The 22,038-nt window shown below is 50.1% G+C and carries 24 protein-coding genes; 18 read left to right on the top strand and 6 right to left on the bottom strand.

The window, feature by feature from the left end; all coding sequences use genetic code 11:
• Nucleotides 1-112: 112 nt before the first annotated feature.
• Both gmhB and G449_RS0103220 read right to left on the bottom strand, forming a co-directional pair.
• Nucleotides 113-802, bottom strand: a complete 690-nt coding sequence (gene gmhB / locus G449_RS15775; RefSeq protein ID WP_022657871.1) for a D-glycero-beta-D-manno-heptose 1,7-bisphosphate 7-phosphatase — start codon at nt 800-802, stop codon at nt 113-115.
• A 210-nt stretch (nt 803-1,012) separates the two neighbouring features.
• Complete coding sequence (locus G449_RS0103220) at nt 1,013-1,414, bottom strand: Ros/MucR family transcriptional regulator (protein ID WP_022657869.1); 402 nt, start codon at nt 1,412-1,414, stop codon at nt 1,013-1,015.
• Nucleotides 1,415-2,408: 994 nt separating this feature from the next.
• On the opposite strand from G449_RS0103220, the gene G449_RS0103210 reads away from it, so the two are divergent.
• Nucleotides 2,409-3,440: a potassium channel family protein gene (locus G449_RS0103210; protein WP_022657867.1), complete on the top strand. Its 1,032-nt coding sequence runs from the start codon at nt 2,409-2,411 to the stop codon at nt 3,438-3,440.
• A 66-nt stretch (nt 3,441-3,506) separates the two neighbouring features.
• On the opposite strand, the gene G449_RS0103205 is transcribed toward G449_RS0103210, so the two are convergent.
• A complete protein-coding gene (locus tag G449_RS0103205; RefSeq protein ID WP_022657866.1) occupies nt 3,507-5,258 on the bottom strand; it encodes a methyl-accepting chemotaxis protein in 1,752 nt (583 codons plus the stop codon).
• Between the two features lie 726 nt (nt 5,259-5,984).
• Here G449_RS0103205 and G449_RS0103200 point away from each other — a divergent pair.
• The 3 genes from G449_RS0103200 (at nt 5,985) to G449_RS17665 (ending at nt 9,101) form a co-directional block, all read left to right on the top strand.
• The gene (locus G449_RS0103200; protein ID WP_022657865.1) at nt 5,985-6,599 is read left to right on the top strand and encodes an RICIN domain-containing protein; all 615 of its coding nucleotides are present in this window, start codon (nt 5,985-5,987) and stop codon (nt 6,597-6,599) included.
• A 79-nt stretch (nt 6,600-6,678) separates the two neighbouring features.
• On the top strand, nt 6,679-7,623 hold the full coding sequence (locus G449_RS0103195; protein WP_245170824.1) for an SPL family radical SAM protein: 945 nt from the start codon (nt 6,679-6,681) through the stop codon (nt 7,621-7,623).
• A 548-nt stretch (nt 7,624-8,171) separates the two neighbouring features.
• Nucleotides 8,172-9,101 carry a class I SAM-dependent methyltransferase gene (locus G449_RS17665; protein ID WP_051135364.1) on the top strand — a complete coding sequence of 310 codons (930 nt, stop codon included), beginning with the start codon at nt 8,172-8,174 and terminating at the stop codon, nt 9,099-9,101.
• A 494-nt stretch (nt 9,102-9,595) separates the two neighbouring features.
• Here the strand turns inward: G449_RS17665 and G449_RS15765 are convergent, their stop codons facing one another.
• The 3 genes from G449_RS15765 to G449_RS0103180 form a co-directional block, all read right to left on the bottom strand.
• Complete coding sequence (locus G449_RS15765; protein ID WP_081640468.1) at nt 9,596-10,720, bottom strand: tyrosine-type recombinase/integrase; 1,125 nt, start codon at nt 10,718-10,720, stop codon at nt 9,596-9,598.
• Nucleotides 10,717-10,959, bottom strand: a complete 243-nt coding sequence (locus G449_RS18365) for a helix-turn-helix domain-containing protein (RefSeq protein WP_159060421.1) — start codon at nt 10,957-10,959, stop codon at nt 10,717-10,719. The genes G449_RS15765 and G449_RS18365 overlap by 4 nt, the downstream gene beginning before the upstream one ends.
• A gap of 62 nt (nt 10,960-11,021) precedes the next feature.
• Entirely contained in the window at nt 11,022-11,285 is a 264-nt protein-coding gene (locus G449_RS0103180; RefSeq protein WP_022657862.1) for a hypothetical protein, read from the bottom strand.
• 86 nt (nt 11,286-11,371) lie between these two features.
• Here G449_RS0103180 and G449_RS0103175 point away from each other — a divergent pair, with 86 nt between their 5' ends.
• The 14 genes from G449_RS0103175 to G449_RS0103110 all read left to right on the top strand — a co-directional run bounded on the left by G449_RS0103175 (nt 11,372) and on the right by G449_RS0103110 (nt 22,021).
• Nucleotides 11,372-11,641 carry a hypothetical protein gene (locus tag G449_RS0103175; RefSeq protein WP_159060420.1) on the top strand — a complete coding sequence of 90 codons (270 nt, stop codon included), beginning with the start codon at nt 11,372-11,374 and terminating at the stop codon, nt 11,639-11,641.
• 51 nt (nt 11,642-11,692) lie between these two features.
• Nucleotides 11,693-12,154: a phage regulatory CII family protein gene (locus G449_RS0103170; RefSeq protein ID WP_022657860.1), complete on the top strand. Its 462-nt coding sequence runs from the start codon at nt 11,693-11,695 to the stop codon at nt 12,152-12,154.
• A complete protein-coding gene (locus G449_RS0103165; RefSeq protein WP_022657859.1) occupies nt 12,147-14,930 on the top strand; it encodes a toprim domain-containing protein in 2,784 nt (927 codons plus the stop codon). The genes G449_RS0103170 and G449_RS0103165 overlap by 8 nt, the downstream gene beginning before the upstream one ends.
• Entirely contained in the window at nt 14,927-15,349 is a 423-nt protein-coding gene (locus G449_RS17660) for a hypothetical protein (protein WP_022657858.1), read from the top strand. The genes G449_RS0103165 and G449_RS17660 overlap by 4 nt, the downstream gene beginning before the upstream one ends.
• Nucleotides 15,350-15,539: 190 nt before the next feature.
• Nucleotides 15,540-16,079: a hypothetical protein gene (locus G449_RS0103155; RefSeq protein WP_022657857.1), complete on the top strand. Its 540-nt coding sequence runs from the start codon at nt 15,540-15,542 to the stop codon at nt 16,077-16,079.
• A gap of 404 nt (nt 16,080-16,483) precedes the next feature.
• On the top strand, nt 16,484-17,488 hold the full coding sequence (locus tag G449_RS17655; RefSeq protein WP_022657856.1) for a hypothetical protein: 1,005 nt from the start codon (nt 16,484-16,486) through the stop codon (nt 17,486-17,488).
• 125 nt (nt 17,489-17,613) lie between these two features.
• Complete coding sequence (locus G449_RS0103145; protein ID WP_022657855.1) at nt 17,614-17,793, top strand: hypothetical protein; 180 nt, start codon at nt 17,614-17,616, stop codon at nt 17,791-17,793.
• Nucleotides 17,794-17,795: 2 nt separating this feature from the next.
• Nucleotides 17,796-18,392, top strand: a complete 597-nt coding sequence (locus G449_RS17650) for a hypothetical protein (protein WP_022657854.1) — start codon at nt 17,796-17,798, stop codon at nt 18,390-18,392.
• Nucleotides 18,393-18,644: 252 nt separating this feature from the next.
• Nucleotides 18,645-19,028 (top strand): hypothetical protein, encoded by a 384-nt coding sequence (locus tag G449_RS0103135; RefSeq protein WP_022657853.1) that lies wholly within the window; start codon nt 18,645-18,647, stop codon nt 19,026-19,028.
• Nucleotides 19,029-19,105: 77 nt separating this feature from the next.
• Nucleotides 19,106-20,011, top strand: coding sequence for a DUF2971 domain-containing protein (locus G449_RS0103130; RefSeq protein ID WP_022657852.1), 906 nt, complete (start codon nt 19,106-19,108; stop codon nt 20,009-20,011).
• A 10-nt stretch (nt 20,012-20,021) separates the two neighbouring features.
• The gene (locus G449_RS0103125) at nt 20,022-20,651 is read left to right on the top strand and encodes a hypothetical protein (RefSeq protein WP_159060419.1); all 630 of its coding nucleotides are present in this window, start codon (nt 20,022-20,024) and stop codon (nt 20,649-20,651) included.
• A 223-nt stretch (nt 20,652-20,874) separates the two neighbouring features.
• Nucleotides 20,875-21,093 (top strand): hypothetical protein, encoded by a 219-nt coding sequence (locus G449_RS0103120; RefSeq protein WP_022657850.1) that lies wholly within the window; start codon nt 20,875-20,877, stop codon nt 21,091-21,093.
• Nucleotides 21,090-21,563 carry a hypothetical protein gene (locus tag G449_RS0103115; RefSeq protein WP_022657849.1) on the top strand — a complete coding sequence of 158 codons (474 nt, stop codon included), beginning with the start codon at nt 21,090-21,092 and terminating at the stop codon, nt 21,561-21,563. The genes G449_RS0103120 and G449_RS0103115 overlap by 4 nt, the downstream gene beginning before the upstream one ends.
• Nucleotides 21,560-22,021 carry a hypothetical protein gene (locus G449_RS0103110; RefSeq protein ID WP_022657848.1) on the top strand — a complete coding sequence of 154 codons (462 nt, stop codon included), beginning with the start codon at nt 21,560-21,562 and terminating at the stop codon, nt 22,019-22,021. Before G449_RS0103115 ends, G449_RS0103110 begins: the two co-directional genes overlap by 4 nt.
• Nucleotides 22,022-22,038: the final 17 nt, after the last annotated feature.

The raw sequence follows: 22,038 nt of genomic DNA, 5'->3' as shown, positions 1-22,038 counted from the left end.
GCAAAGGCCCCTGCCTGAAAGAACTGCACCCAACGCAGATTCTGTCAGACAGGGGCCTTGTGCATCTACAGGCACGGCAGGGCTAAAATGCCAGCCTGCCTGTACATAATAATTATGCTTTGTCAGGCCCGCCCTCACAGCCAGAACCGCCACTGCCGGGGAGGCCGGAGCCATCGGAACTGCGCTTTCCCCCACAGTGCGCGCCACAGCCGCCAGGCAGGCGGGAGAGCCTGTGCGCCCGCATCTCAGGCGCAAGAATATGCACCCCGGCGGCAGGCAGATGCGGCACCACCTTTACGCCTTCCGGCACGGGTACGTTATCTTCGTACGCGCCCACCGGGGGGCGCAATAGCACGCAACTGCACCCGGCGGCCAGCCCGGCCTCCATATCGCGCACACGGTCGCCAATCATCCAGGAGCGCGCAAGATCAATATTCAAATCGGCGGCAGCTTGCAGGATGAGGCCCGGCTCTGGCTTGCGGCAGTTGCAAGGGCCAGTAACCTCCGGCAGATGGGGGCAATAGTACCACGCATCAATAACGGCGTTGTGCGCCGCCAGATCTTCATTAACCCATGCTTCCAGAGCGTGCAGATCGTCCTCGCTGAACATGCCGCGCGCCAGCCCCGACTGATTGCTCACTACCACAAGCAGATACCCTACAGCATGAAAGCGCCTGAGGGTTTCAACCACGCCCGGCAGCCACTGCCAGTCTTCCTTGCGGTGAATATAGCCAGTATCGTGATTCAGGGTGCCGTCGCGATCCAAAAAAATGGCGCGGCGCGGCGCTTCTGCTGTGCTCATGAAAGCCCTTGCCCTTTTCCGGGGTAACCCGGCAGTTTGGTGTGCTGCAATCCTTGGCAATTATGCGCCAAACCAAAAAAAATGCAAAAACTGCCCGCAAAAACCTAACCGGTGTCCCAAACAGAAGCGGCCCACAGGTGGGCCGCTTCTTTCCCCTGCCCTAAAGGCGGAGAATGCAAAAACAAGGCTGCTGACAGACAGACCGCAGAATTACTTCTTGGCGGTCATTCTCCGTTCCCACAGCCTCATGTCGTTCATTTTTTTGCGGCGTTCACGCTGCAAAGCCTTGCAGGCAAGCGGGGTACCCTTTTTAAAGCCCCACTTTTCAAGATATTCTTCTGTGGAGAGGCCGTGTGTAGCCAGGTGACGTTTAGTCAAAATCTTGAAGCTCTTACCACACTCAAGGCAGGTAACGCTCTTTTCCTTGATCGATTTTCTGGCTTCAAGAACAGCCCCATCAAAATCGGGCTCGCCAGTGGCTTCGCCCATGGCAACCGCCCTGATGCTGCCAGCAACCTTTTGGACAAAGGCCGTAATTTCTTCCGCGCTCATAACCCTGACGCCAGCCTGAGCCTTGGAAATTTCCAAAGCACCCTTCAAAAAATCGTCCATCTTCACTCCGCGATATATTAAGTTAAAAAACTTTTGAACTATAAGGATTCAGCACTAACACTATTTCGATAAAGCAATTTGTGTCAACCCAATAAACGAAAAAAGACACCACAATCAAACCGGGGCGCTTGAAGCGTAAGGAGGGCAATATAAATAGCTTTTAGAGAATATGCCCATCCATATTTAGGGGGTCCTTGCGCTTCAGCCACAAATTGTCGCACATTACTACTGTAAAAATAAAAAATAGCCCCAATTGGCTGCCATAATACAAATAAACTCCCAGCTTTTTACATTTCATGACAAGCAAAGAAAGAAATAAATTACACAAAATTACATCAATGTACATAGATATAATATAAAAACTAGAAATCATATCAAAAATTAGTCATTTAAGAGCTTGCTGCTCCCTACTGATATAATTCAATTTAATTTTTTTTAATAACATAATTATCGTAAATAAATATAAAACAATTCAAAACAAAAATGTAACATGCAAAAATCGTATTTAATTGTCTTTTTTATTCACAAACAAACAAGCATCAAAGCCTTTAGATATTAAATCAAACTACTTCGCTATCTAATTCTACAGAAAACCGATTTGTCAAAAAAAATCCCCCTCGGAAAAGTTTCAACAATCTCCTGGTTAACAGCCAAAAATATCAGCATATTAAATCTATTAGCCAAAAATCATCATTTGCTTTTGTGCGTTATTAATCACTACAAAAGAGTTCATTGCAATAAATTTTCCATCCGCAGACCAAGCGATCCACACAACTGCCCATAGACATGCTGCACAGGGCTTTTTCTGGGCTTTTCATGAAAAGACAAAAATATTTCAAATCTGCTCCATATTCTGTTGAATTCTGGAGGATTCACTCGTAAATCGCTTAGCACAACAAGCAAATCAAACATGCTTGCCGAAGGTGGCGTAAGCACACTTGCGACAGCAAGCTCACAGCAAGATGCGCTTGACTGCTCACCAATGGAGCAATGATTGAAAAAGAAGCTCTACATAAAATTATTGCGCATCAGACAGCGCATGGGCATATTCTGGCCGCTGATGATCAACGGCACAGTACTCTTTGTTATATTTATACTTGGCAGCCTTGGGTATAAATATGTTGAAGGCTGGTCGCTGTTTGACGGTTTTTACATGGTGCTTATCACCCTTTCAACAATCGGATTCGGCGAAATACACCCCTTGAGCGATCAGGGAAAACTGCTTACCAGCGCTGTTATTATTTCTGGCGTAGTATATTTTGCGCTTCTCATTGGTTATTTTGTGCAACTGGCTTCAGAAGGGCGCGTATTTCAAATGATGCGGAGGCGCAGAGTGGACAAGGCAATTGCGGCACTTACCGGCCATTGCGTTTTGTGCGGTTACGGTTTGGTGGGCCGGGTAGTGGCCGCTGAACTGGCCGCAGACGGCGTTGACGTGGTGGTGGTTGAAACCGATGACAAAAAAGCTGAAGAAATCGAGAGTGCTGGCTATTTTCTTGTGCTTGGCGATGCCACATCAGACAGCGTCATGCTGCGTGTTGGACTCGACAGGGCAAAGGCCCTTGTAGCTTCCATGTCCAACGATCCCGCCAACGTATACGTGGTGCTCTCTGCCCGGGCCATGAACCCCGATCTCTACATTGTTTCACGCGCCAGCGACAACCGCCACATCAGCAAACTCAAAACCGCAGGGGCCAACCGCGTTATACTGCCGCACATGATCGGCGGACAGTCCATCGCCCAGGCCATTCAGCGGCCCCTGGTTGAATCCTTCATGCACCGCAGCAACACCAACGATGAAGTACTGCTCGATGAATTTCTGGTTTCGGACACATCGCCCCTTGTGGGCAAAAGCCTGGCGGAAGCAGCCCTGACCAAATCGCACGATGTTATCATCCTCGCCATTAAAAGCCAGGATACCCCCATTTTGCAAAAAACCAGGGCTGACACGGTAGTTCAGGCGGGCGATGTGCTGCTTGTGGCTGGATCAAAAATCCATCTGCAAGGCCTCAATGAAATGATGTAGCACCACATATCCCTTGCCGAGGCAGAAGACCGCGCCAGATGAGCGGCCTTCTGCCAGCGCATCTGGCTAACCCTGATTTTTCATGTCGCGGATAAGCCCCTGAAGCACCTGAGATTGCTGCGCCAAATCCGCCACCGCCTTTGCCGCCTGCTCCATGGCCTGCGCTGTTTCTGACGAAATTGTGGCAACCTGCTCCACCGAATGATTGATCTCCTCGCTGGCTGCCGACTGCTGTTCGCTGGCCGTGGCTATGGACTGCACCTGATCGTTGACCATGTGCACGTTTTCCAGAATCTGCTTCAGCGATTCGCCGGAACGGATTGAAAGTTTTGTGGCTTCTTCAATGGATTCTGCAGAGTTATCCACATTATCAATATTCTTTTTTGTGCCTTCCTGAATACCTCTGATGGCCTGCCCCACCTCTTGCGTTGCAGTCATGGTTTTTTCAGCAAGCTTGCGCACTTCATCGGCAACCACGGCAAATCCGCGCCCGGCATCACCGGCCCGTGCAGCTTCAATGGCGGCATTGAGCGCCAGAAGGTTTGTCTGGTCGGCAATATCGGCGATAACACTCATGACCTGGCCGATACCTTCTGCCTGCTGGCCCAGAGCGTTCATATCTTCCATGATGGACAGCGACTGGTTATGCACAGATTCTATGCCCTTGACGGCATCACTGACTATTTTTGCGCCTTCAAGAGCCTGTTTCTGCGCCTGACTGGAAACGTCCGCCGCCTGTTGCGCATTTTTTGCCACTTCAAGCACGGTGGCATTCATTTCTTCCATAGCTGTAGCTGTTTCCCGCACACGGCTCGACTGTTCGTCCGCACCACGGCTGGACTGCTCAATCTGGGCAGACAGCTCCTCTGATGCAGAGGTGACTATTTCAACAACGCCCTCAAGCTGCCGGGCCGCCTGCAGCATGCCATCAGCCTTGGCCCGCTCCGCCTGCTTTCGTGCAGCTTCTGCCTCAAGGGTGGCCTGCTGGGCGCGTTCAGATTCTTCTCTGGCTTCCTGACTCTTTTGATCAGCCTCGGCTATTTTTCCCTTGAGGGCTGCAACCATCTGCTTCATGGCGCCAAAAACGCCAATTTCACTCCGCCCGGGGTTAAACTGCGCGTTCAGGTCGCCGCCAGCAATGCGCAGGGCAAGATCAGCAAGCGATGCAGGTTCATCGCCAAGCTGGCGGAGCATATTGCGGGCAAGCAGGTAGCCAAGGCCAAGGCCAAGCAGCAAGGACACCACAACCCCCGCCATGGTAATATTTCTGGCCAGTACAAAATCCGCCTTGCTTTGCTGGCTGACTTTCTGGGCATAAGCAATCTTTGTATCAACAACATCCTGAATCGTTGCTGCAAGATTACGCGTTTTTTCTCTGCCTGTAGTTAAGGATATCGCTTGCGCCTTGGCCTTCATGGCAGGGTCTGTGGTTTTTCCCAACTCTACTGTCTTATTGTGAACGTCCCGCCACTCCTTGACCACACCAGACATCTTTGAAAGGAGCGCTTGCCCCTCTGCTGAAACAAAATATTTCTTTATTTCCTTAAGATAGTTATCAAGAACAGCGTATTGATCCGCGAGCGATTTAAGCTGTTTTTTGTTTTCTTCGTCCGTTGTGCTTATGATGAGGTTTTTTTCGTCACGAACAATACGCAGTACGCTGATGTTTATGGATCGCGCTATATCAAGCCCTCGCATATGAACTGAATACAGCGCATCAACATCATTTGATATATTGCTTAACTCCCTTACGCCAAATACTCCTACGCCAACTGTAAATAATGAAAGCAACAAACTTAACCCAAACAATTTTTGCATAGTTGAAATTTTAGACATGTTCGTTCCTTCCTTGTTATGTGTGCACCATAAAGCGTGAACCATTCACTCGCCTTCACAAAATCGGCATTATTATATATTCGGCAATCGCAAATATACGCTTAGGGGTATTTTTTAAAAAAATATCTTATCTGAAAACATGTTTTAAGCAGTTTTTAAATTTAAAATAGAAAATGATAAAATTATAAAAAAGTTTTATTAATTATTTGTCTAAATTTTCAGCAACATAATCGATATGAAAGTATCGGCTATCCAAAAAAAAATTTTCCGATCAAGAGCTGCAGTCACTTTTGCAAATACAACACTTACGCATCTTCCACATTCAATTACACTTTACAACATGATATCATACCACACTCTCATGTTTACTATAAAAAATTTGACACGACATAGACTACCTAACGATAAAATTGACAAATATTTCTTCCACAACAGCGTACAATAAAGAATAAATTATTTTTTTAATCAGAACACAATTGTTAATGAAGTTTGACAATGGCATTACAAAAATGATTCATGCAAGTGTCGTCACAGACAGCACAACTTGGCGGACATCTGCAACAAATAGCTAGACCCGTTTATTAAAACTGAGCTAAATACCAAACAGATACCTGGAGCGCCCAATGCTGGATACGATCAGCTCCCTTGCCCTTCTTCCTGCCAGCAGGCAGCCATGTACAACGGCACCTTGCCCTGTGATGAGACCCCATGAAGAATATCCAGAGAGTCACGAAAAAAATTTCAGGCTTCGCCGCATGCTCCAGACTGGCGATACTGCTGATCGCCTGCCTTATTCATCCGCAGGTTGCCCTTGCCGCTGTAATTGCGGATGGCGACTACCTCATTCAGATGGCAGACAGCGATCTGGCAGTAGTTTCCAGCGGCATGACAGTGAGGGAGCGGGTTACACTCGGGCAGAACGAACAGGCGGGCATCTGGCGCTTTGAGCACCTCGGCAACGACAGCTACAAAGTTATTGCGCCCAAGCTGGCAATGGTTCTGGATTCATCTGAAAGCAAAAAATACAATGGCGTTCCCACCATCATATTCCCTTGGCATGGCGCCAAAAATCAGCGATGGAAGATCATTGAAAAAGGGGAATTCTACAAGCTTATCAATCAGGAAACCGGCCTCGCCCTTGACCTTAAAGGCAATGTGCAACGCGTGGGAACGGTTTTTCAGGGATACACGGAGAACGCATCACGCGGACAGTTCTTCCGCCTGACGCCCATGGGCAGACAAAGCCCGCCAGCAAAGGTGCGCGACGGTCAAAAAAAGGAACCGCTTGTTAAATCATTCAGCAACGGCCCTGCGGGACAGTAGATTCCCCAGGGTTCCCCTGCCGCCGCTCGCCTGCGCCAACCAGCTAAGGGAACGCCTGACAGGAGGATAGCTGGCGCTCGTGGTAAGAACGGCGCGGCTCGGCAAGCCAAGACAACAGGCCATTGCACAACATTCAGGCGGGAACGGACAGATGCATTTTGTGAAGGCGAAGGGAATTTTATCCGCTAAAAATGGCATGAACATCTATCGCGGATGCTCGCATGGATGCATCTATTGCGACTCGCGCAGCGCCTGCTATGGCATGGAGCATGAATTTGAAGATATCGAAGTAAAAGAAAACGCCATAGAACTTCTTGAGAGCGCCCTTCAACGCAAACGCAAAAAATGCATGATTGGCACAGGCTCCATGACGGACCCATATATCCCGGCTGAAATGGAAATCGGAATTGTCAGAAAGGCCTTGTCGCTGATACATGAGTATGGCTTCGGCTTTACAGTGATCACAAAGTCGGATCGAATATTGCGCGATCTCGATCTGTTGCAAAAGATTCATGAAAAAGCCAAGTGCGTTGTTCAGATAACCCTGACCACACACAATGAAGAGCTGTGCAAAAAGCTGGAACCCAACGTAAGCACCACAAGGGAGCGCTTTAATGTGCTGCTTCGCTTACGCGATGCCGGAATCCCGACTGTGGTATGGCTTTGCCCCATTCTACCGTTCATCAATGATACAAAAGAGAATATTGCAGGGATCTTGGAGTATTGCGCCGAGGCAAGGGTGCACGGCATCATCAACTTTGGCATGGGAATGACGCTTCGCCATGGAAACCGACAATACTTCTATAGCCAGCTTGATCGTCACTTTCCTGGAATGAAGGAAAAATACATTCGCACCTACGGCACGCAATACATATTGGGCAGTCCAAACAACAAATACCTGATGGACTTTTTCCGCCACTATTGCTTGCAGCATGGCATCATGCATGAGCCTGAGCAGATTTTTCAATACCTGAGTACGCTAGAAGAAAAGCAGGCCCACAGGCAACTGAGCCTCTTCGGGTGACGTGCTGCATTCTGTGATTACGCAGAAATAAAGGCCATAATTTGCGTTTGCGGGATCGGGTGCTGGAACTGGCAGAAAAACAACGGAGTTTCGGTTCACCGCACCTGCATGAACTATTGCGTCGTGAAGTGTTCGTGCAGACCCACAAGCTGGCAGAGCAGGATTACAACACCGAACGGGTGGACAGCAGTCTGGACACTACATCCCCAACGAAGTATATAAGGACATCCACATTTTGGATGAACCCGATCTCCCAAAAGGGGAAAGCCAAAAGCCGCTGCAAAGCACAAGCACTTCTATCTTAAGCTTGTCGCGAAACTGTTCAATATCTCAGGGGCACCTTACGGTGCTGTCGGCTGAAGTTCTTGCACCGGCAGAGTACAAAACAATCGGCGATTTTCAGCCTGATGCAGAATGCATCAATCGGGGCTTGCCCCCCCATAGCACCTATGATTCCATTCGCCTGCGCTGCGGACGTAAAAGATCACGACATTTTGCCACTAACAAGCACTGGAGTGCGGTGGCCAGCACTTACGGAGCATCTACACATGACCATGCCAACACCCCTGCCGCTTGGTTGCGAAGAACTGCCAATTTACCCCATGCCCACTGCAAATCAATTGCGCATGGTGGAAGAGAGCGGCCTGTTTGACGAAACATGGTACCGCCGCTGCTATCTGATGGGCAGAACCGCCACCATGCCCCCGCTTGTGCATTATATGCAGTTTGGGCCGCGCAAGGGCTATCAGCCAAACAGACACTTCATGCCGCTGAACTATCTGAGATTTCACCCGGAAGCGCTGACGCAAAACATCAATCCACTGCTGCACTACATACAAAACTTCAGGCAGGCGACAGCACTGCCATCTCAAACCGATATTGATTTTCACCAGATTTACCATTGCGGCGGTTTTGGCGGGGATGAAAGCTGCTCTGGCACAGGATCATCACTACAACAGACCGAGAAACTGCGCATAGAACTGCAAAAATCTTTTCTCAAATACAGCATAAAAAGTGTACTGGACGTTCCATGTGGTGACTGCCACTGGATTTCATCAATGGATTTTACTGACATTACATATACAGGAGGAGATATTGTTCCAGATTTAATAGAAAAAAATAAAGTTAAATTTGGCCGACGGTTTTCATTCCTGCTGCTTGATTTGTGCCGTGGACCGCTGCCAGCAGCGGACATGCTGCTGACACGAGACTGCTTTGTACATTTGAGCTTTGAGGAGATTGTCAAGGCTCTGACCACGATAAGGAACAGCGATATTCATTATTTTGCCGCAACAACGTTTACAAATTGCACAAAAAATTACGATCTGGACCAGAACACCCGCTGGCGCCCCTTGAACCTGTGCCTGCCCCCCTTCAACCTTCCCGCCCCTTCTGACCTAATCAACGAAAATTGCACGGAAAATGCCGGCCAGTACCAGGACAAATGCCTGGCAATATGGGAAACAGCACGACTGTAGGATATGCAACAAATTACCGGTGATCGTTACGCACAATGCCCGTAGCGCAGAACCATTCAATCCAGCACTCAAAAAAAGCCTTACCACGCTCAATTGCTCTGCATTATTCCACATAAACCCCAGAATACACCTTTGATTAAATTTTACTATAACATTTAAATACTACATATTCCATATATTGCATTGATATTTTTGTCTGCACATCCCACAAAAGTGTACATTTAAAAAAATATCAATGAAGCAGATCATCCAATAGCCAGTCAATCACCAAATCGCACGCCGATCGTCTACACTTTCTTAACTTTGCGCAACAATTGTGAAATTCTGCAAATCGCATCTTTGCGATCCCCGTCAAACGCAAGAAAGGGATAGTTAAACTTTCGTCTAACTATCCCTTTCTTTGGATAAATGGTCGGAGCGAAAGGATTCGAACCTTCGACCCCCTGCTCCCAAAGCGGATCAGCTTACACGTAACACACTAAAATATTTATAATTCATTCTTTTGGAGCTTTAGGCGGAGCAACGGGATTACGGCGTTTCACGGTCGACTGAGGTGGCCTGTGTATCCTTTTGTGTATCCTCGCGCCATCGGCCACTCTGGAGCCCAAAGGCGCAGGCTTGAAGGCCATGGCGTCACGCATGGCGCCGGGCAAAAGATGATAATACCATTCCTGAGTTGTCGCGATCCGGCTATGGCCAATCATGCGGGAAACTGCCGCCAAGCCTGCCCCGCCGTCCAGCAGCAGAGTAACGAAGAGGTGGCGGATATCGTACATGCGCACATGGTACGGCAGCTTTGCGCGTTCTTGCGCACGCTTGAAGGCCGTCCGCATGGTTTTGACCCCACGCCCGCGAAATTCGATCACGTACTCGGATTGAGCCTCTTCGCGCTTTTTTTGCAGCTCCAGGCAAAAGGCTGGCGTGATCGGGATAAGCCTGTTTGCCAGCACCGTCTTTGTACCCGGTATCCGAATCAGGCAGCGCTTGAAGTCCACATGGAGCCACTTAATGGCGTATAATTCTGAGGGGCCTGGGCGCGCCCCCACTTCCCACTCAACGGCAATGGCCCACTGTAGATGCGGCGCGGCGCACTGATACAGTTTTTCCAGATCCTCAACCGTCAGCAAAAGCTCGGTGCGCGGTTCGGGCTGCTTCTTCCATGTTGAGAGCGGATTGCCCGCCGTAAGCTCGTGTCGGGTTCCGTAGTTGAAGCAGGCATACAGATACCCAAGGTAGCGCTGCCGCGTGGCCAGCTTGACCTCGGTCAGATGCTTCTCGACCATGTTCATGACGTCCGAATACGTCAGCCCGTCAACGGGCGCATGGCATAGCTCTGGCAGAAACCTCTTGTTGAACAGGGTTTCCATTTCCACAAGCCAATCCGGCGACTTGCCCGCGAGCTTGCGATCGCACAAATAGGCCTGCGCAAGCTGATCCAGATAGAGCTTGTCACTGGGGCGCTTGCCCGATGCCTTCTGCTCCTTGATCTCCCTGTCCCGCACCCTGGCGAGTTTTTCGGCGTCAGGCCCAACCCCGATATACTCGCTCCTTGCGTTTTTCTCTCCCGGCACGCGATAGCGAACAAACCACGTTCCATTGGATTTTTTATGAACGCTCATACTTTCACGGGCGTAAAGCGTACTGATCTCGACCGGAATCCTCCCCGGCCTTTCAGAAAGCAATGAGGGTTTTCCATAAAAGCCCGCAAGTCCTCTTCGGCATACTGATTACGGGCTGGCCCGTACTTGGGGATGCTGTATTTCTTCACATATTCGCGGAACGTTCTTTCCGAGCGGTTAACGAACTGCGCGGCCTGTTCCTGCGACAAATACGGCGATTGAACAATGCGTCCAGACATAGGCACCTCCTAAAGGCACCCATACTAGGTTCATTCCGCCTATATTTCAATAATTAAAACGGTCAATCCAGCCTATCTTTAACTTCCTGCATGACCTCCCACACCAAGGCGGGGAATTCCATCCCCAACGCTTCAGCCATCATATAGGCCTCGCCTATGCCCAGCCCACGCTTGCGGTCTTTTTCCCGCGTAGCCCGCCAAGCCCTAGAGCCAGAGCCCTCCCCAAAAACACGGCGGCCAAACTCGGAATGCGACATCCCCGCAGCCTCAACGCGCCTCACCATTGCCTCGACAAACAATTTTTCAAACCGTTCTGATTTTTTCATATACCCACTATAGAGGGCATTTCGCCCTATACAAAGAGGCGAAATTCGTCTTGACACTATAGGTCAAGTCCACCTATTTAGAAATCATGAAAACACGACTCCACACCCACATTGAACGGCTAAGGCTCTTCCACGGTTCCTACTCGCAGGCAGCGCGGGCCATCGGCATGGATGTTCGCAGCTTTCGCAGGGGCCGCAATTGCAGCATGTCCAAATCCGCCGGGCTGCACATTATCGCAGAGGGCAAACTGCTCACCCTGCGCATGGTGCTGCGCACGCTGATAAACGATGGCACGGTAAGCCCCCTGGCGATCCATCAGGCGCTGCGCAAGGCGCTGGGCTCACGGTCACAGTAGCCTACGTGGAATTTCCCGCAATCAAACGGACTTTTCCACAAAGGAGCTACCATGGAAGAACTGGCCCACCTTGCCCCGGAGGATGTTTTCCGGCTTGCCATTACGCGCAGCCAGTACCCTCTTTCCGTTCTGGCCAAACGCCTGAATGTCAGCCCGGCATTTCTGCGCCGCGTTACCTCCACAGAAAAATACTTCCCCAGCTTTGTGGATATCCCGGGCTTTTGCGTTGCCGCGGGCAATACGCTGGTCATTGAATGGCTGCGGGCCCGCGTCACCGCCGGCAACACCGTGCTGCCGGCAATCACGCCCACGTTCCTGCATAATCAGGTTCTCAGCCTCACCAGCGACCTTGGCCACGTAGCTGACCGCATTATCCGCGCCACGGAAGACAACCGCATCACCAAGGCCGAGAACCGCGGCATTCTCAAAGAAGTGCTGGATCTGGTGGAGGTCGCCACCGCCCTTGCCGCTGCCCTGCGCGACCACGACAAAAAAGTGGGCCGCCATGCCTAGGCAGAATTATTACCCCGAGATTGTGGCGGCCCTGCTGGCCTCGCCCTATTTTCAGTTCAAAGACTCCGGCGAATACCTCACCAAGGGCCTTTGCCCCCAGTGCGGCGAAAAATCGCTCTACATCAAAAAAGACCGCCCCCTGGTGATCGACTGCAACCGCAAAAACAAATGCGGATTCAGCGAGACCGTGCGCGAGGCCCTGCCGGAGCTGTTTGACGATTTCGCCCAAAAGCACCCGGCCACGCCGGAGCACCGTGACGCCACGGCAGATGCCTACCTTGGGCTGAACCGTGGCTTCGACCTGGCCAAGATCCGTGGCTGGTACGAGCAAAGCAGCTATCCGCTCGGCAACGGGCAGGATGTGCCCACCGTGCGCTTTTATCTGGACGCGGCAAAAACCCGCTTTTGGGAGCGCATCATCGGCAAGGGGAGGGATGGGCAAAAAGCCCACTTTGGCGGCAAACGCAAAGAAGACCACACCCTCTACAAGGGCGACGTGTGGGCGCCCCCCGGCTTCACGCTGGAGCGCCTGGAGGAATGCTTTATTGTTGAGGGCATCTTCCACGCCATTGCCCTTTTTCATGTGGGCGTCAAAGCCGTGGCCGCATTCTCGTGCAACAATTTTCCGCAGAATTTCTTTGAGCAGCACGCGCAAAAAGGCGTCCGGTGGATATGGGCGCTAGATCCTGACGCCGCCGGAAAAAGCGGCATGCGCAAGCACCACAAGCAGCTCAAAAACATGGGCGAACTTTCCACCGTTTGCCTTGCGCCCTCGGGCAACGACTGGGACGACCTGTACCGCGCCGGGCGCATCACCCCGGCCCTTCTGCGCGCGGGCAAGCACAACGGGCGGCTGTTTCTGGCAGAATCCGTAGAAGAAAAGGCCTACTACACCTACCTGAAAAAGCAGCGGGATTCCTTCATTCTGGATTACCGCAACGGCCTCTACGATATAAAGCTGGAAGGCGCGTTTGCAGAACTGCTGGAGCCTCTGGTGGAAGAAACCCGCCAGCATATCTGCGAGGCCCAGCAGGCCCAAAAGAAGCGCGAGGAAGAGGCCGCAGCCACAGAGCCAGCGTCACCCGCCACGCCACCCACTTCATCAGCCGCCACGCCGCCAGAGATCAACCCATCCCAGGACGCCCGCGAAACCGCCCTGCTCTCAACCGAGGGCCGCGCACTGTTTATGCAGCATGTGCGCGTAGCGCAGATCTCAAACGTGTGGCCGCAGTTCCTCTACATGAGCCGCAACGAGATTCTGGACGAGCAGCGCTACGTGTTTTCCATCGACTACGCCAATGGCCAGGCGCAAGACGTCATTGAGCTGGAAGGCACGGCCATCACCTCGCCAGACAGCTTTCACAAGGCCCTGCTCAACCGATCGCGCGGCGGCACCTTTGACGGCGATGTGCGCCACCTCAAGACCCTGCGCTCGTGGTGGCTCGATAACCGCATGCTCACCGTCACCGCCGTGCCTTACATCGGCTACGACAAAACCCTTGAGACCTACATCTTTCAGGATCACGCCTGGCACAAGGGGCGGCGCATCGATGTAAACCCGCAAGGCTACTTCACCATCCGCAGCCGCGGAGTAAAATCCAGCCTTTCTGGCTTGCAGATCAATACCAGCGGCAAGTTCAACCCCGGCTGGATAGAAAACTACTCCAAGGCCTTTGGCATGCAGGGCATGTGCCTGCTGGCCTTTTGGCTTGGCTCGCTGTTTGTGCAGCAAATACGGGGCATGCACAAAAGTTTTCCCTTTCTGGAATACACGGGCGAACCGGGCGCGGGCAAATCCACCGCGCTGGAGTTTTGCTGGAAGCTGGTGGGCCGGGATGATTACGAGGGCTTTGACCTGCTCAAGTCTTCTGTGGCAGGGCGCAGGCGCGCCTTTTCGCAGGTATCCAACCTGCCTGTGGTCATTATTGAATCTGACCGCGACTCTGGCGAAAAAGACGCCCGGCAAAAGCAGTTTGGCTTTGACGAGGTCAAACCATTCTGGAACGGGCGCGGCACAGGCACCCTGGGCGTGGCCAAGCGCGGCAACGATACGGACGAAAGCCTGTTTCAGGCCAGCCTGATTATTTCGCAAAATGCGGAAGTGGACGGCAGCGAGGCCCTGCTGCAACGCATTGTGCACTGCCACGCCGACAAAAAGCACCACAGGCCCGGCACGCGGGAGATTGCCCGCTGGTTTGAGCGCCAGACAAGCGAAAGCGTTGGCGGATTCTTGGGTGCCGCCCTGTGCCAGGAGCGCCGCATTCTGGAGGCCTACGAACAGGCCTTTGACAGCATGGAGCGCGACTTTACCGCCTGCGGCATCAAGAACGAGCGCATTGTAAAAAACCACGCGCAAATTGCCGCCTGCGGCTCTGCCCTGCGCCTGCTCTTTCCCGGCGTGACGGCGCGCACGGTGGAGGGCATAGCCCAATACCTGAAAGACCGCGCCCACGTGCGCGAGCGCCGCGTGGGTGCGGATCACCCCATGCTTGAGGCCTTTTGGGAGGCCTACGACTACGTCAACTCGCGCGGGCCGATCAGCGAGCAGCTCAACCACGCCAAGGATACCGAGGGCATCATCGCCCTCAACCTCAATCACTTTCGTGAAAAATGTCAGGATTACGGGCAGGCCTACCCGGATGTGGGCATGCTCAAAAAGCTGCTGCCGCACACCCGGCGGCATAAATTTGTGGAGAGCAGCAAGTCTGTTCGCTCGCGCCATGAACAGACCCGCATCATCAAATGCTGGATTTTTGAAAAGGGAGACCGCGCATGAACATGTTTTCGGGCAGCACGGCCCGCAGGCTCTACATCTGCACATCCACGCGCAACCTGGCGGCTTACCGCCGGCTGCGTCAGGCCCTGGAACTTTCCCGCTATGAGGTGCTGGACTGGACGCGCTTTTTACCCGCGCCGGGGCCGGGCTTTGACCAGCGCAAAAACGAGGATCCGCACGGCGCGGCCTTTGCCTTTTGCAGCCGCGCCCTGGGCAGTGCGGATTTGATCGCATACATCGGCCCCGGCGGCTGCGATGCCTCGGCGGAACTGGGCATGGCCTTTGCCTCTGGCGTGCCTGTGTGGGGCGTGCCGGGGCCCAATGAACAGCCCGGCGTGATGATTAAGGGCTGCGTGACAAGATGGTTCCCCACACTGGACGCGCTGGTGGAAGAACTCACCCGCTGGCGCGGCTGGTGAACAACCTCATAATGACCATGCCCCAAGGCTGAAAGGGTCTTAAACCGATTAAGACCCTTCATCTTTGTCTTACCGTCTGCCCCGCGCTGGATCTCCCTCCCGGCGCGGGGCTTTTTACTGAAGATCAGACCATTGATAGACATGCAAACAACTACTACTATGGCTTAAACGTTAGCCTGGAGGCTTCCTCATGTTGTATGACAATGAAATATTGAAGGCTATGGTGTTCGAATTCCAAAACTTATTGAAAGATATCCCTGACCGCCTAACAACCCAGATCGTCGCGAACCCTATCGAGCCGCAAAGCCTTGAAAAAATTTGCGAGAAAAGGATAGAGACATACGTTTTTCCGACTATTCACATCGACTTTTCGCAAACCAAAGTCACGGCTAGTGATGATGAGCCAGCCTCTGTAGCTATAAGAATTCCGCTCAATTCAGAAAAAAATTTTGACAAAAGCATACTAACTGATAATAAAATCATAGTACTACCTGGCGGAAGAACAATTCTTATTAATACCACTGGTATTACATATGAAGATGCTGTTGACAAAGCCAAACCAGAGTATCGATTGCTCCAAGCATTCCAAAATAAAGTTGACGAGATCATTTTAGAGCAAAAAAAGAATTTGCCCAATATATTGTACAAAAAGGCAAGCGAGATTCTACAAAAGAGAATTGACAGGGAGAATTATAACAGAGAGCTAACAAAGCGACTTATGAGTGATTAGACATAACAGCCCCGCGAGGGGCTTTTTTATTACCCTCTATCCCCTCACACGCACGCGCATACACGCGCGAGAAAGGGCGGCATTTACCCGCCAAGGGGGGTCTCGGAAAGAGGTTACAACTGGCACAAATTTTCAGAATCACCATTATGATTTGTAATTACAGATAGATATATGATTTCATAAACTTCTACATTCTGGTTACAAAAGGTAACATTGTAACCCTTTTTCGTGCCCCTCGCTGGTTACACCAACACGCTTAATTTATTGAATGTTACCTTTCATGTAACCTTTTGTTACTATTTTTGGTTACAAGAATACGTCATATATTTCAGCACATTGAATACTAAAAAATATACTTGTGCCAGTTGTTACCCCTTTCCGAGACCCCACCCCCAGGTGGCCTGATGCTTGCCAAAAAATATCATGTGCCTCAAACTCATAAAAAAAAAAATGAGGATTTAGTTATGCAAGATTTTCCTGAACAAAATAATGCAGACAGCGCACCAACGCCTCCTCTCAAGGATATAAATGCAGAACGGAGGTTAGCGTTGTCGCAAGTAATAACCCCAGTAATTATTCCAGGTATTGCATTTTTCTTCGGCGGAATTTTTTTGCTTTATATTTCAACACGATCAGATGCAAAAGACTTTTTATTGCAGTTCATCAGTAGCGGGAATGCTATTATTGCAATATTTGGCATATCAATGATAGTTGCACCCGTAATTTCAATCACATCGCTATATAAAAAGCGCTTTGAAAACAAACCTGTTGAATTTATTGATATTGACAAAAACAATAACATCAGAAAAATTCAAAAGAATGATTATGACAATACATTAAATACAATCAAATCATTTAATATCCATCTGATGGAACAAAAAAAATTTGATTCATTTCAGGAATATTTTACAGATATGCGTATTTTCCTTGACGCACAGATTGACAATGCAGACCAAAAAGCATCGCTCCTCCTAGATAATGGCAAAAATTACTCTAACTATGGAATATATTTCTATATATTTTCAGTAGCATGCTGGCAAATAGTAATGTTTTTTTCAGGTTTTCAGCCACAGCACCTTTATGGGATAGCCTGCTGTTCCTTAATATTTATTTTCATAGAATTTTTAAGCGCATGGTTTTTAAAACAATATAGGCATTATGTAGACACTTCAACACATCTTATAAAAATAAAATCAATTCTTGAACGTTATTTCCTTGCTTACCTGGCCATAAAAGAGTCCAATGATAATAGTTACAGTAGTGCAGAATTGATTGCCATGCTCAAAGAAGATATAAAATGGCCGGAAACATATCTCACAAAAACCCCAGACGTCAGCTTTGCCAAAGAGTGCATGGAAACGGCAACACAGCTCATACGGTCAATCAAGCCCGAAACTAAAAAAGACTGACTCACCGAGCCAGACAAGCGCAGCCCCTCTCCTGCAAGCCTTGAAACAAGTAGGGGCATTGACAAAAACTTGGAGATTGCCAATTTTTAATGTGTCGGGTACAAAGCATATCACGGAGTACTACCATGGAAAATAAAATTGTCACTGAAGCAGACGTCCGTCGAATCAATGACAGAATTATAAAAAAAGATTCTCGGACACTTTCCGCTAACGACGAAAGTTTCTTTAAGCGCATCAAGCGCACTGTTCGCCCATTTAATAAAACGACCCTTGTCGTGGAAGCCTATAAAAAGGCTGCCGTCTAAAAATGGGCACCAGACAATACAACTACATATTTTCGCGTCTAGTTGGAGAAATCCCGACAGACCCCAGTCAGCCCCAGAACGTTCTGGGGCTGCTTGCGTATGGCATCTATAAGCAAGAAAAAATTGCATATATTGAGGCGTTTAAACGCAAGCATGAGGGAAATGATCCAGAAGAACACGAACTGGACGAGTTTCATACGCAGAGCGAAGGACGCATAGCCCAATACTTGCGGGACGCGGAGCGTCAACTTTCAGATTTCACAGATGATATCATCAAAGAAAACCTTGAAGACTTTAAAAAGGCTGCAAAAGACGGCCAGAAGCAGGCCTTGACGGAATTAACTCAAGGGCAGAAGCAGGGCTTTGCCGACACAATACACCAATTGAAACCCGGCGGATGGCGGATATTTTGGAACTGGTGCGCTTCTGGTGTGATAGGTAACATCGCCTTCCTGTCACTCATTGCTTTGATTTTAGCTGCCACCTCTATTTTTGTTTCCGACCCTGTCGGCAGACTGATCAAAGGGGCTACCATAGAGCAACCGTCTCAACCAAGCACAGCACAGCCGCCCGTAACCGTCTCACCAACAAACAAATAAAGCACACGGACGGTGCAAGGTGCATTACCCAAAGTACCCGCCGCCACAAGAAGTGTTCACCAACAGCCGGATATTCCGGCTTTTTTATTGCCCACAATCAATCCGGGCAACATGACCTATATAAATTTGCCTAATCCACTGATGATCTATTGCAAAACTGCCAATCAGTAGGAGTTACCTTCCTACTCGTCCATTCTGGAAATTGAAGCCCATTTTGCGCTATGCTGTTCCAACTCAAAAGGAAGGACAGCCATGACAAAAAAACGGACTGATCCATTTTGCCCACCAGACAAAGAAGCGCTCTATGGCTGGAGCTTGAACGTATCGGGCTTTGCCATCTCAAAAACGCTCTTTAGTAATCCACAAGTTTTTTCCACGCGGCGGGAGAACTGTCTGGCACTTCTTGCCAAGCATGATGTGGTTGCCCTGCGCGATGTGAGTGAAAGATTTAGAGCTTTGCTGACCAACTACGACTGCGCAACGGGAACCCCGCAAAAGCAAAAGGCTATCCTTGCCTCTTGGCAGGAACTGCGCAGCGAGTTTGAAGAATATGCCGACGCCATTGAGCGTAAATACCCATTGTTGACGCGCACTTTTAGCATTAGCTACATCAAGCAGACGGACTATGATTGTTGAATCCAGGGGCTAGCCTTGAGTGCCATGCTTTTGTGAAGGCGATGATTATTTGAGCAGTGAAAGAATAGGGGGAGGTCATGACGCAACCCGTGCCGCCAATTTTGTATAAGTACATGTCCACTGACCGGGAAAGCTTCTTTGAAAAGCCGCAGTTGCGATTCACGCCATCAGACAAATTCAAAGCTCTATACGAATGCGCACCAAAAACAAAAGCTGTTATCAATCCCCTTGGTACAAAGCAAAAGATCATAGAGCAAAGCACAAGGTTATCTTCGTGGATTACCGAAGATGCTCCCTTTTTCCAAAGTGGCTTCGGTAAGGCCTTCATTTCCCGGGCCATCGATGCCCTACAAGAACTACCTGCGAAGTTAATAGAAGATAACACACCACTGGTTGAAACACAGGAAGGTCAATCTGCAGCAAACAGCATCTTAGGATCTCACCTTTACAAAATCCCTCATGGCGTTCTTTGCCTCACAAGCGACCCTGCAAACGCCATCATGTGGGAACAGTACGCTAAGGGTTTTTGGGGAGGACATTGTGGCTTTGTAGCAGGATTTGACACCACCCATTCTTTTTTCCACCGACAGACAGATCACGATAAAATGCTTGGGGTGTTAGCTCCTGTCTGCTACCCGCAGTACGAGGAGCTCCCTTGCTTTAATGATCTTTTTTTTGGTGATGAGGACAATACAACAAAAAACATTTTCTTTACCAAGGATCCACACCTTGCGTATGAAAAAGAATGGCGTATTGTAACACGATTGAAAAAAACTGAAGAACAGCCCAGATCAGACATAGAAGATATTCCGCCCGCCGCAATCAAAGAAATCTACCTTGGCGTGAAGGCGTGTGAATCATTGCTAAATACAGCAAACATTTTCTGCAACAAATTTGAAATTGATTTATTTCGAATGGTTAAATCATCCTCGGGGAGACTTGTACCCGAACAGATTGTTGATGTTAAAGGATGCCAGCAATGAGATGCCCGAAATGAAAAAATATAATTTTGCTATATTCTGCATGTGCTTGGCCTTGTTTGGTCTTTTTTATCTGCTAAAGGACAGCGTTGCCCCACAAAACCAAGATTTTTTAAAAGGGGTTTTATCCGCTTCAATTGGTGGTCTGATTGGTGCCATTGGTAATTTTATTGTGTCTTTATTGAACAATGACAAAGCAGAACAACGCCAGCGGGTTGATTTTGAGCTTCAAATGAAAAAACTACGGTACGAACAACGGAAAGAACTCTGTGCGGATTTTTTATCCGCGATCAATCCCCACCTATTGGGAATAGGTAAATTTGATGTCACACGATGTGTACATTTTTATACGTTGATATGCCTTGAATGCCCCCATGGTTTTGCTATGTGGGCAAAAAATATGCAGGATATACTATTAAAGGACAGCACTATTCAAGAATCCCTTGGAAAAAGTATTAAAGTTGATTCTGACGAGTTCAATGAATTAATGAAAAAATTGGCTGCATTTTTAAATTTTTACAACATATTCATAAAAATCACCCAAAAAATGCTCAACGAAGAAGAGATCCTCCCGCCCGGTGAATGGAACCTCGACGACTTTGAAGGTTCCATCCCGCTTGACTACAGGAAGCTCATTTTCTAATCTCTCCACACGGTGCTTCAAAACACCTCTGCGAGCGGATGCCTGACCCCGAAAGAAAGGCTTTTTTTGCGCCCTTTTGGTGGCGCTTCTTCGGCTATTATGGTCGGGAGTAGGCTAATAAAATACCCTTCGGGGGAATATGCCTGCCGCCTCGCAGCGGTTTTGAGCTCCCGGCCTTTTGCTTTTTTGCAAAGGCCAATCAAAAACTCTGCGAGGTTTCCCCATGTCTACCTCTTCCTTTCTCTCCCAACGGCTTTCCCTTGTTCAGGAGCAGCAGCTTGAGCTGACCATGCTTGCCCAGCACGCCAAGCGCGGCACAGGCCAGCAGCGCCGCCTTGCCCTGCAATGCCTCTCACACCGCCAGGCCGAGCTTGCGGCAGATATGGCCGCAGTCGCCCGCATGGCCGCCCCTGCGGCAAACACGCGGAGGGCAGCGGCATGAACAGCAAGCTGAATATCCTCCTCACCTGCGAAGACACGCTCATGGCCTCGCAAGGCAAGTTGCGAAAGGAACTGAATTCGCTGATCTTTATCACGCAAGACATGCTGTCGTGCTTTCCCCGGCAGCAAAAAACAAAAAAGCACCTCATGCGGTGCAATGCCCTCGCCAAGCAGGCTAGGCAAACGCTCCTGACCATTCGCTGCATTGATGATTTTTCAGATTTGCAGCGCGTGTCTCAGGATGTTTCCTTATGGACAACCGACCTGTTGGATCCATGCCGGCAACTGCCCCTGGCCCGTTGGCAGCACAAGCGGCATTCCAAGCCCAAGTATTACGCCTTGCGCTTTCTTGAATGCGCCCTCTGGACTCTGCATCTGCGCGCAATGGCAGTTTGTTCCGCCGTTGGGGATGTTACGGATGCGCAAAATGCCTATGAGGCTGCCAAGCAGCAAAGCGAGGCAGCGGCATGAACAGCACCAACCTTGCCCACTCCGCCCGCCAGGGCATCAGCTATGCAGATGCGCCCGCCGTTCTGGCAGGGCTTGCCCGCATGCGGGAAGATCTGGCCGACCTAGCCGCCGAGCTGGATCCGGCCATGCAAGCCGTAACCCACGCCACCCAATCGCCGGAAGACAAGGCCCGGGCGCTCCGGGCGCTTCAGACTCAACAGGCGCAACTTGTCTGGCTGGCTGCGGATACCGGGGCCATGCTCGCCGCCCTCGCCCCAACGGAGGAAAAAGCCATGCCCATACCCCACTCGCAGCACCGCAAGCCATCCCCTATCCTGCAACTGTACAGGCTGGCGGCCTCGCTCAATCACCTTGGCGCCACCCTGCCAGAAGAACAGGGAGGTCTGGCCCTGCTGCTGAGTATGATCGGCGCGGAGATATCCCACTGCGCAGAGAGCCTTGACGAGGCGGAGAATTAATTTTTACGTAAAAAAAT

It is taken from the genome of Desulfovibrio desulfuricans DSM 642 (genome assembly GCF_000420465.1).
GTDB lineage: Bacteria > Desulfobacterota > Desulfovibrionia > Desulfovibrionales > Desulfovibrionaceae > Desulfovibrio > Desulfovibrio desulfuricans.
The sequence above is the reverse complement of the archived record's forward strand: the minus strand, read 5'-3'. Positions and strand labels throughout refer to the sequence as shown.

What these genes read in the sequence shown, in the direction of transcription:
- G449_RS0103165 (WP_022657859.1), top strand. Translation starts at nt 12,147, where the DNA reads ATGCCTAGGCAGAATTATTACCCCGAGATTGTGGCGGCCCTGCTGGCC.
- G449_RS17660 (WP_022657858.1), top strand. Translation starts at nt 14,927, where the DNA reads ATGAACATGTTTTCGGGCAGCACGGCCCGCAGGCTCTACATCTGCACA.
- G449_RS0103135 (WP_022657853.1), top strand. Translation starts at nt 18,645, where the DNA reads ATGACAAAAAAACGGACTGATCCATTTTGCCCACCAGACAAAGAAGCG.
- G449_RS0103205 (WP_022657866.1), bottom strand. Translation starts at nt 5,258, where the DNA reads ATGCAAAAATTGTTTGGGTTAAGTTTGTTGCTTTCATTATTTACAGTT.
- G449_RS18365 (WP_159060421.1), bottom strand. Translation starts at nt 10,959, where the DNA reads ATGTCTGGACGCATTGTTCAATCGCCGTATTTGTCGCAGGAACAGGCC.
- G449_RS0103155 (WP_022657857.1), top strand. Translation starts at nt 15,540, where the DNA reads ATGTTGTATGACAATGAAATATTGAAGGCTATGGTGTTCGAATTCCAA.
- G449_RS17650 (WP_022657854.1), top strand. Translation starts at nt 17,796, where the DNA reads ATGGGCACCAGACAATACAACTACATATTTTCGCGTCTAGTTGGAGAA.
- G449_RS0103180 (WP_022657862.1), bottom strand. Translation starts at nt 11,285, where the DNA reads ATGAAAAAATCAGAACGGTTTGAAAAATTGTTTGTCGAGGCAATGGTG.
- gmhB (WP_022657871.1), bottom strand. Translation starts at nt 802, where the DNA reads ATGAGCACAGCAGAAGCGCCGCGCCGCGCCATTTTTTTGGATCGCGAC.
- G449_RS0103220 (WP_022657869.1), bottom strand. Translation starts at nt 1,414, where the DNA reads ATGGACGATTTTTTGAAGGGTGCTTTGGAAATTTCCAAGGCTCAGGCT.
- G449_RS0103125 (WP_159060419.1), top strand. Translation starts at nt 20,022, where the DNA reads ATGAAAAAATATAATTTTGCTATATTCTGCATGTGCTTGGCCTTGTTT.
- G449_RS0103115 (WP_022657849.1), top strand. Translation starts at nt 21,090, where the DNA reads ATGAACAGCAAGCTGAATATCCTCCTCACCTGCGAAGACACGCTCATG.
- G449_RS0103170 (WP_022657860.1), top strand. Translation starts at nt 11,693, where the DNA reads ATGGAAGAACTGGCCCACCTTGCCCCGGAGGATGTTTTCCGGCTTGCC.
- G449_RS0103130 (WP_022657852.1), top strand. Translation starts at nt 19,106, where the DNA reads ATGACGCAACCCGTGCCGCCAATTTTGTATAAGTACATGTCCACTGAC.
- G449_RS0103120 (WP_022657850.1), top strand. Translation starts at nt 20,875, where the DNA reads ATGTCTACCTCTTCCTTTCTCTCCCAACGGCTTTCCCTTGTTCAGGAG.
- G449_RS0103200 (WP_022657865.1), top strand. Translation starts at nt 5,985, where the DNA reads ATGAAGAATATCCAGAGAGTCACGAAAAAAATTTCAGGCTTCGCCGCA.
- G449_RS0103145 (WP_022657855.1), top strand. Translation starts at nt 17,614, where the DNA reads ATGGAAAATAAAATTGTCACTGAAGCAGACGTCCGTCGAATCAATGAC.
- G449_RS17665 (WP_051135364.1), top strand. Translation starts at nt 8,172, where the DNA reads ATGACCATGCCAACACCCCTGCCGCTTGGTTGCGAAGAACTGCCAATT.
- G449_RS0103175 (WP_159060420.1), top strand. Translation starts at nt 11,372, where the DNA reads ATGAAAACACGACTCCACACCCACATTGAACGGCTAAGGCTCTTCCAC.
- G449_RS0103110 (WP_022657848.1), top strand. Translation starts at nt 21,560, where the DNA reads ATGAACAGCACCAACCTTGCCCACTCCGCCCGCCAGGGCATCAGCTAT.
- G449_RS17655 (WP_022657856.1), top strand. Translation starts at nt 16,484, where the DNA reads ATGCTTGCCAAAAAATATCATGTGCCTCAAACTCATAAAAAAAAAAAT.
- G449_RS15765 (WP_081640468.1), bottom strand. Translation starts at nt 10,720, where the DNA reads ATGAGCGTTCATAAAAAATCCAATGGAACGTGGTTTGTTCGCTATCGC.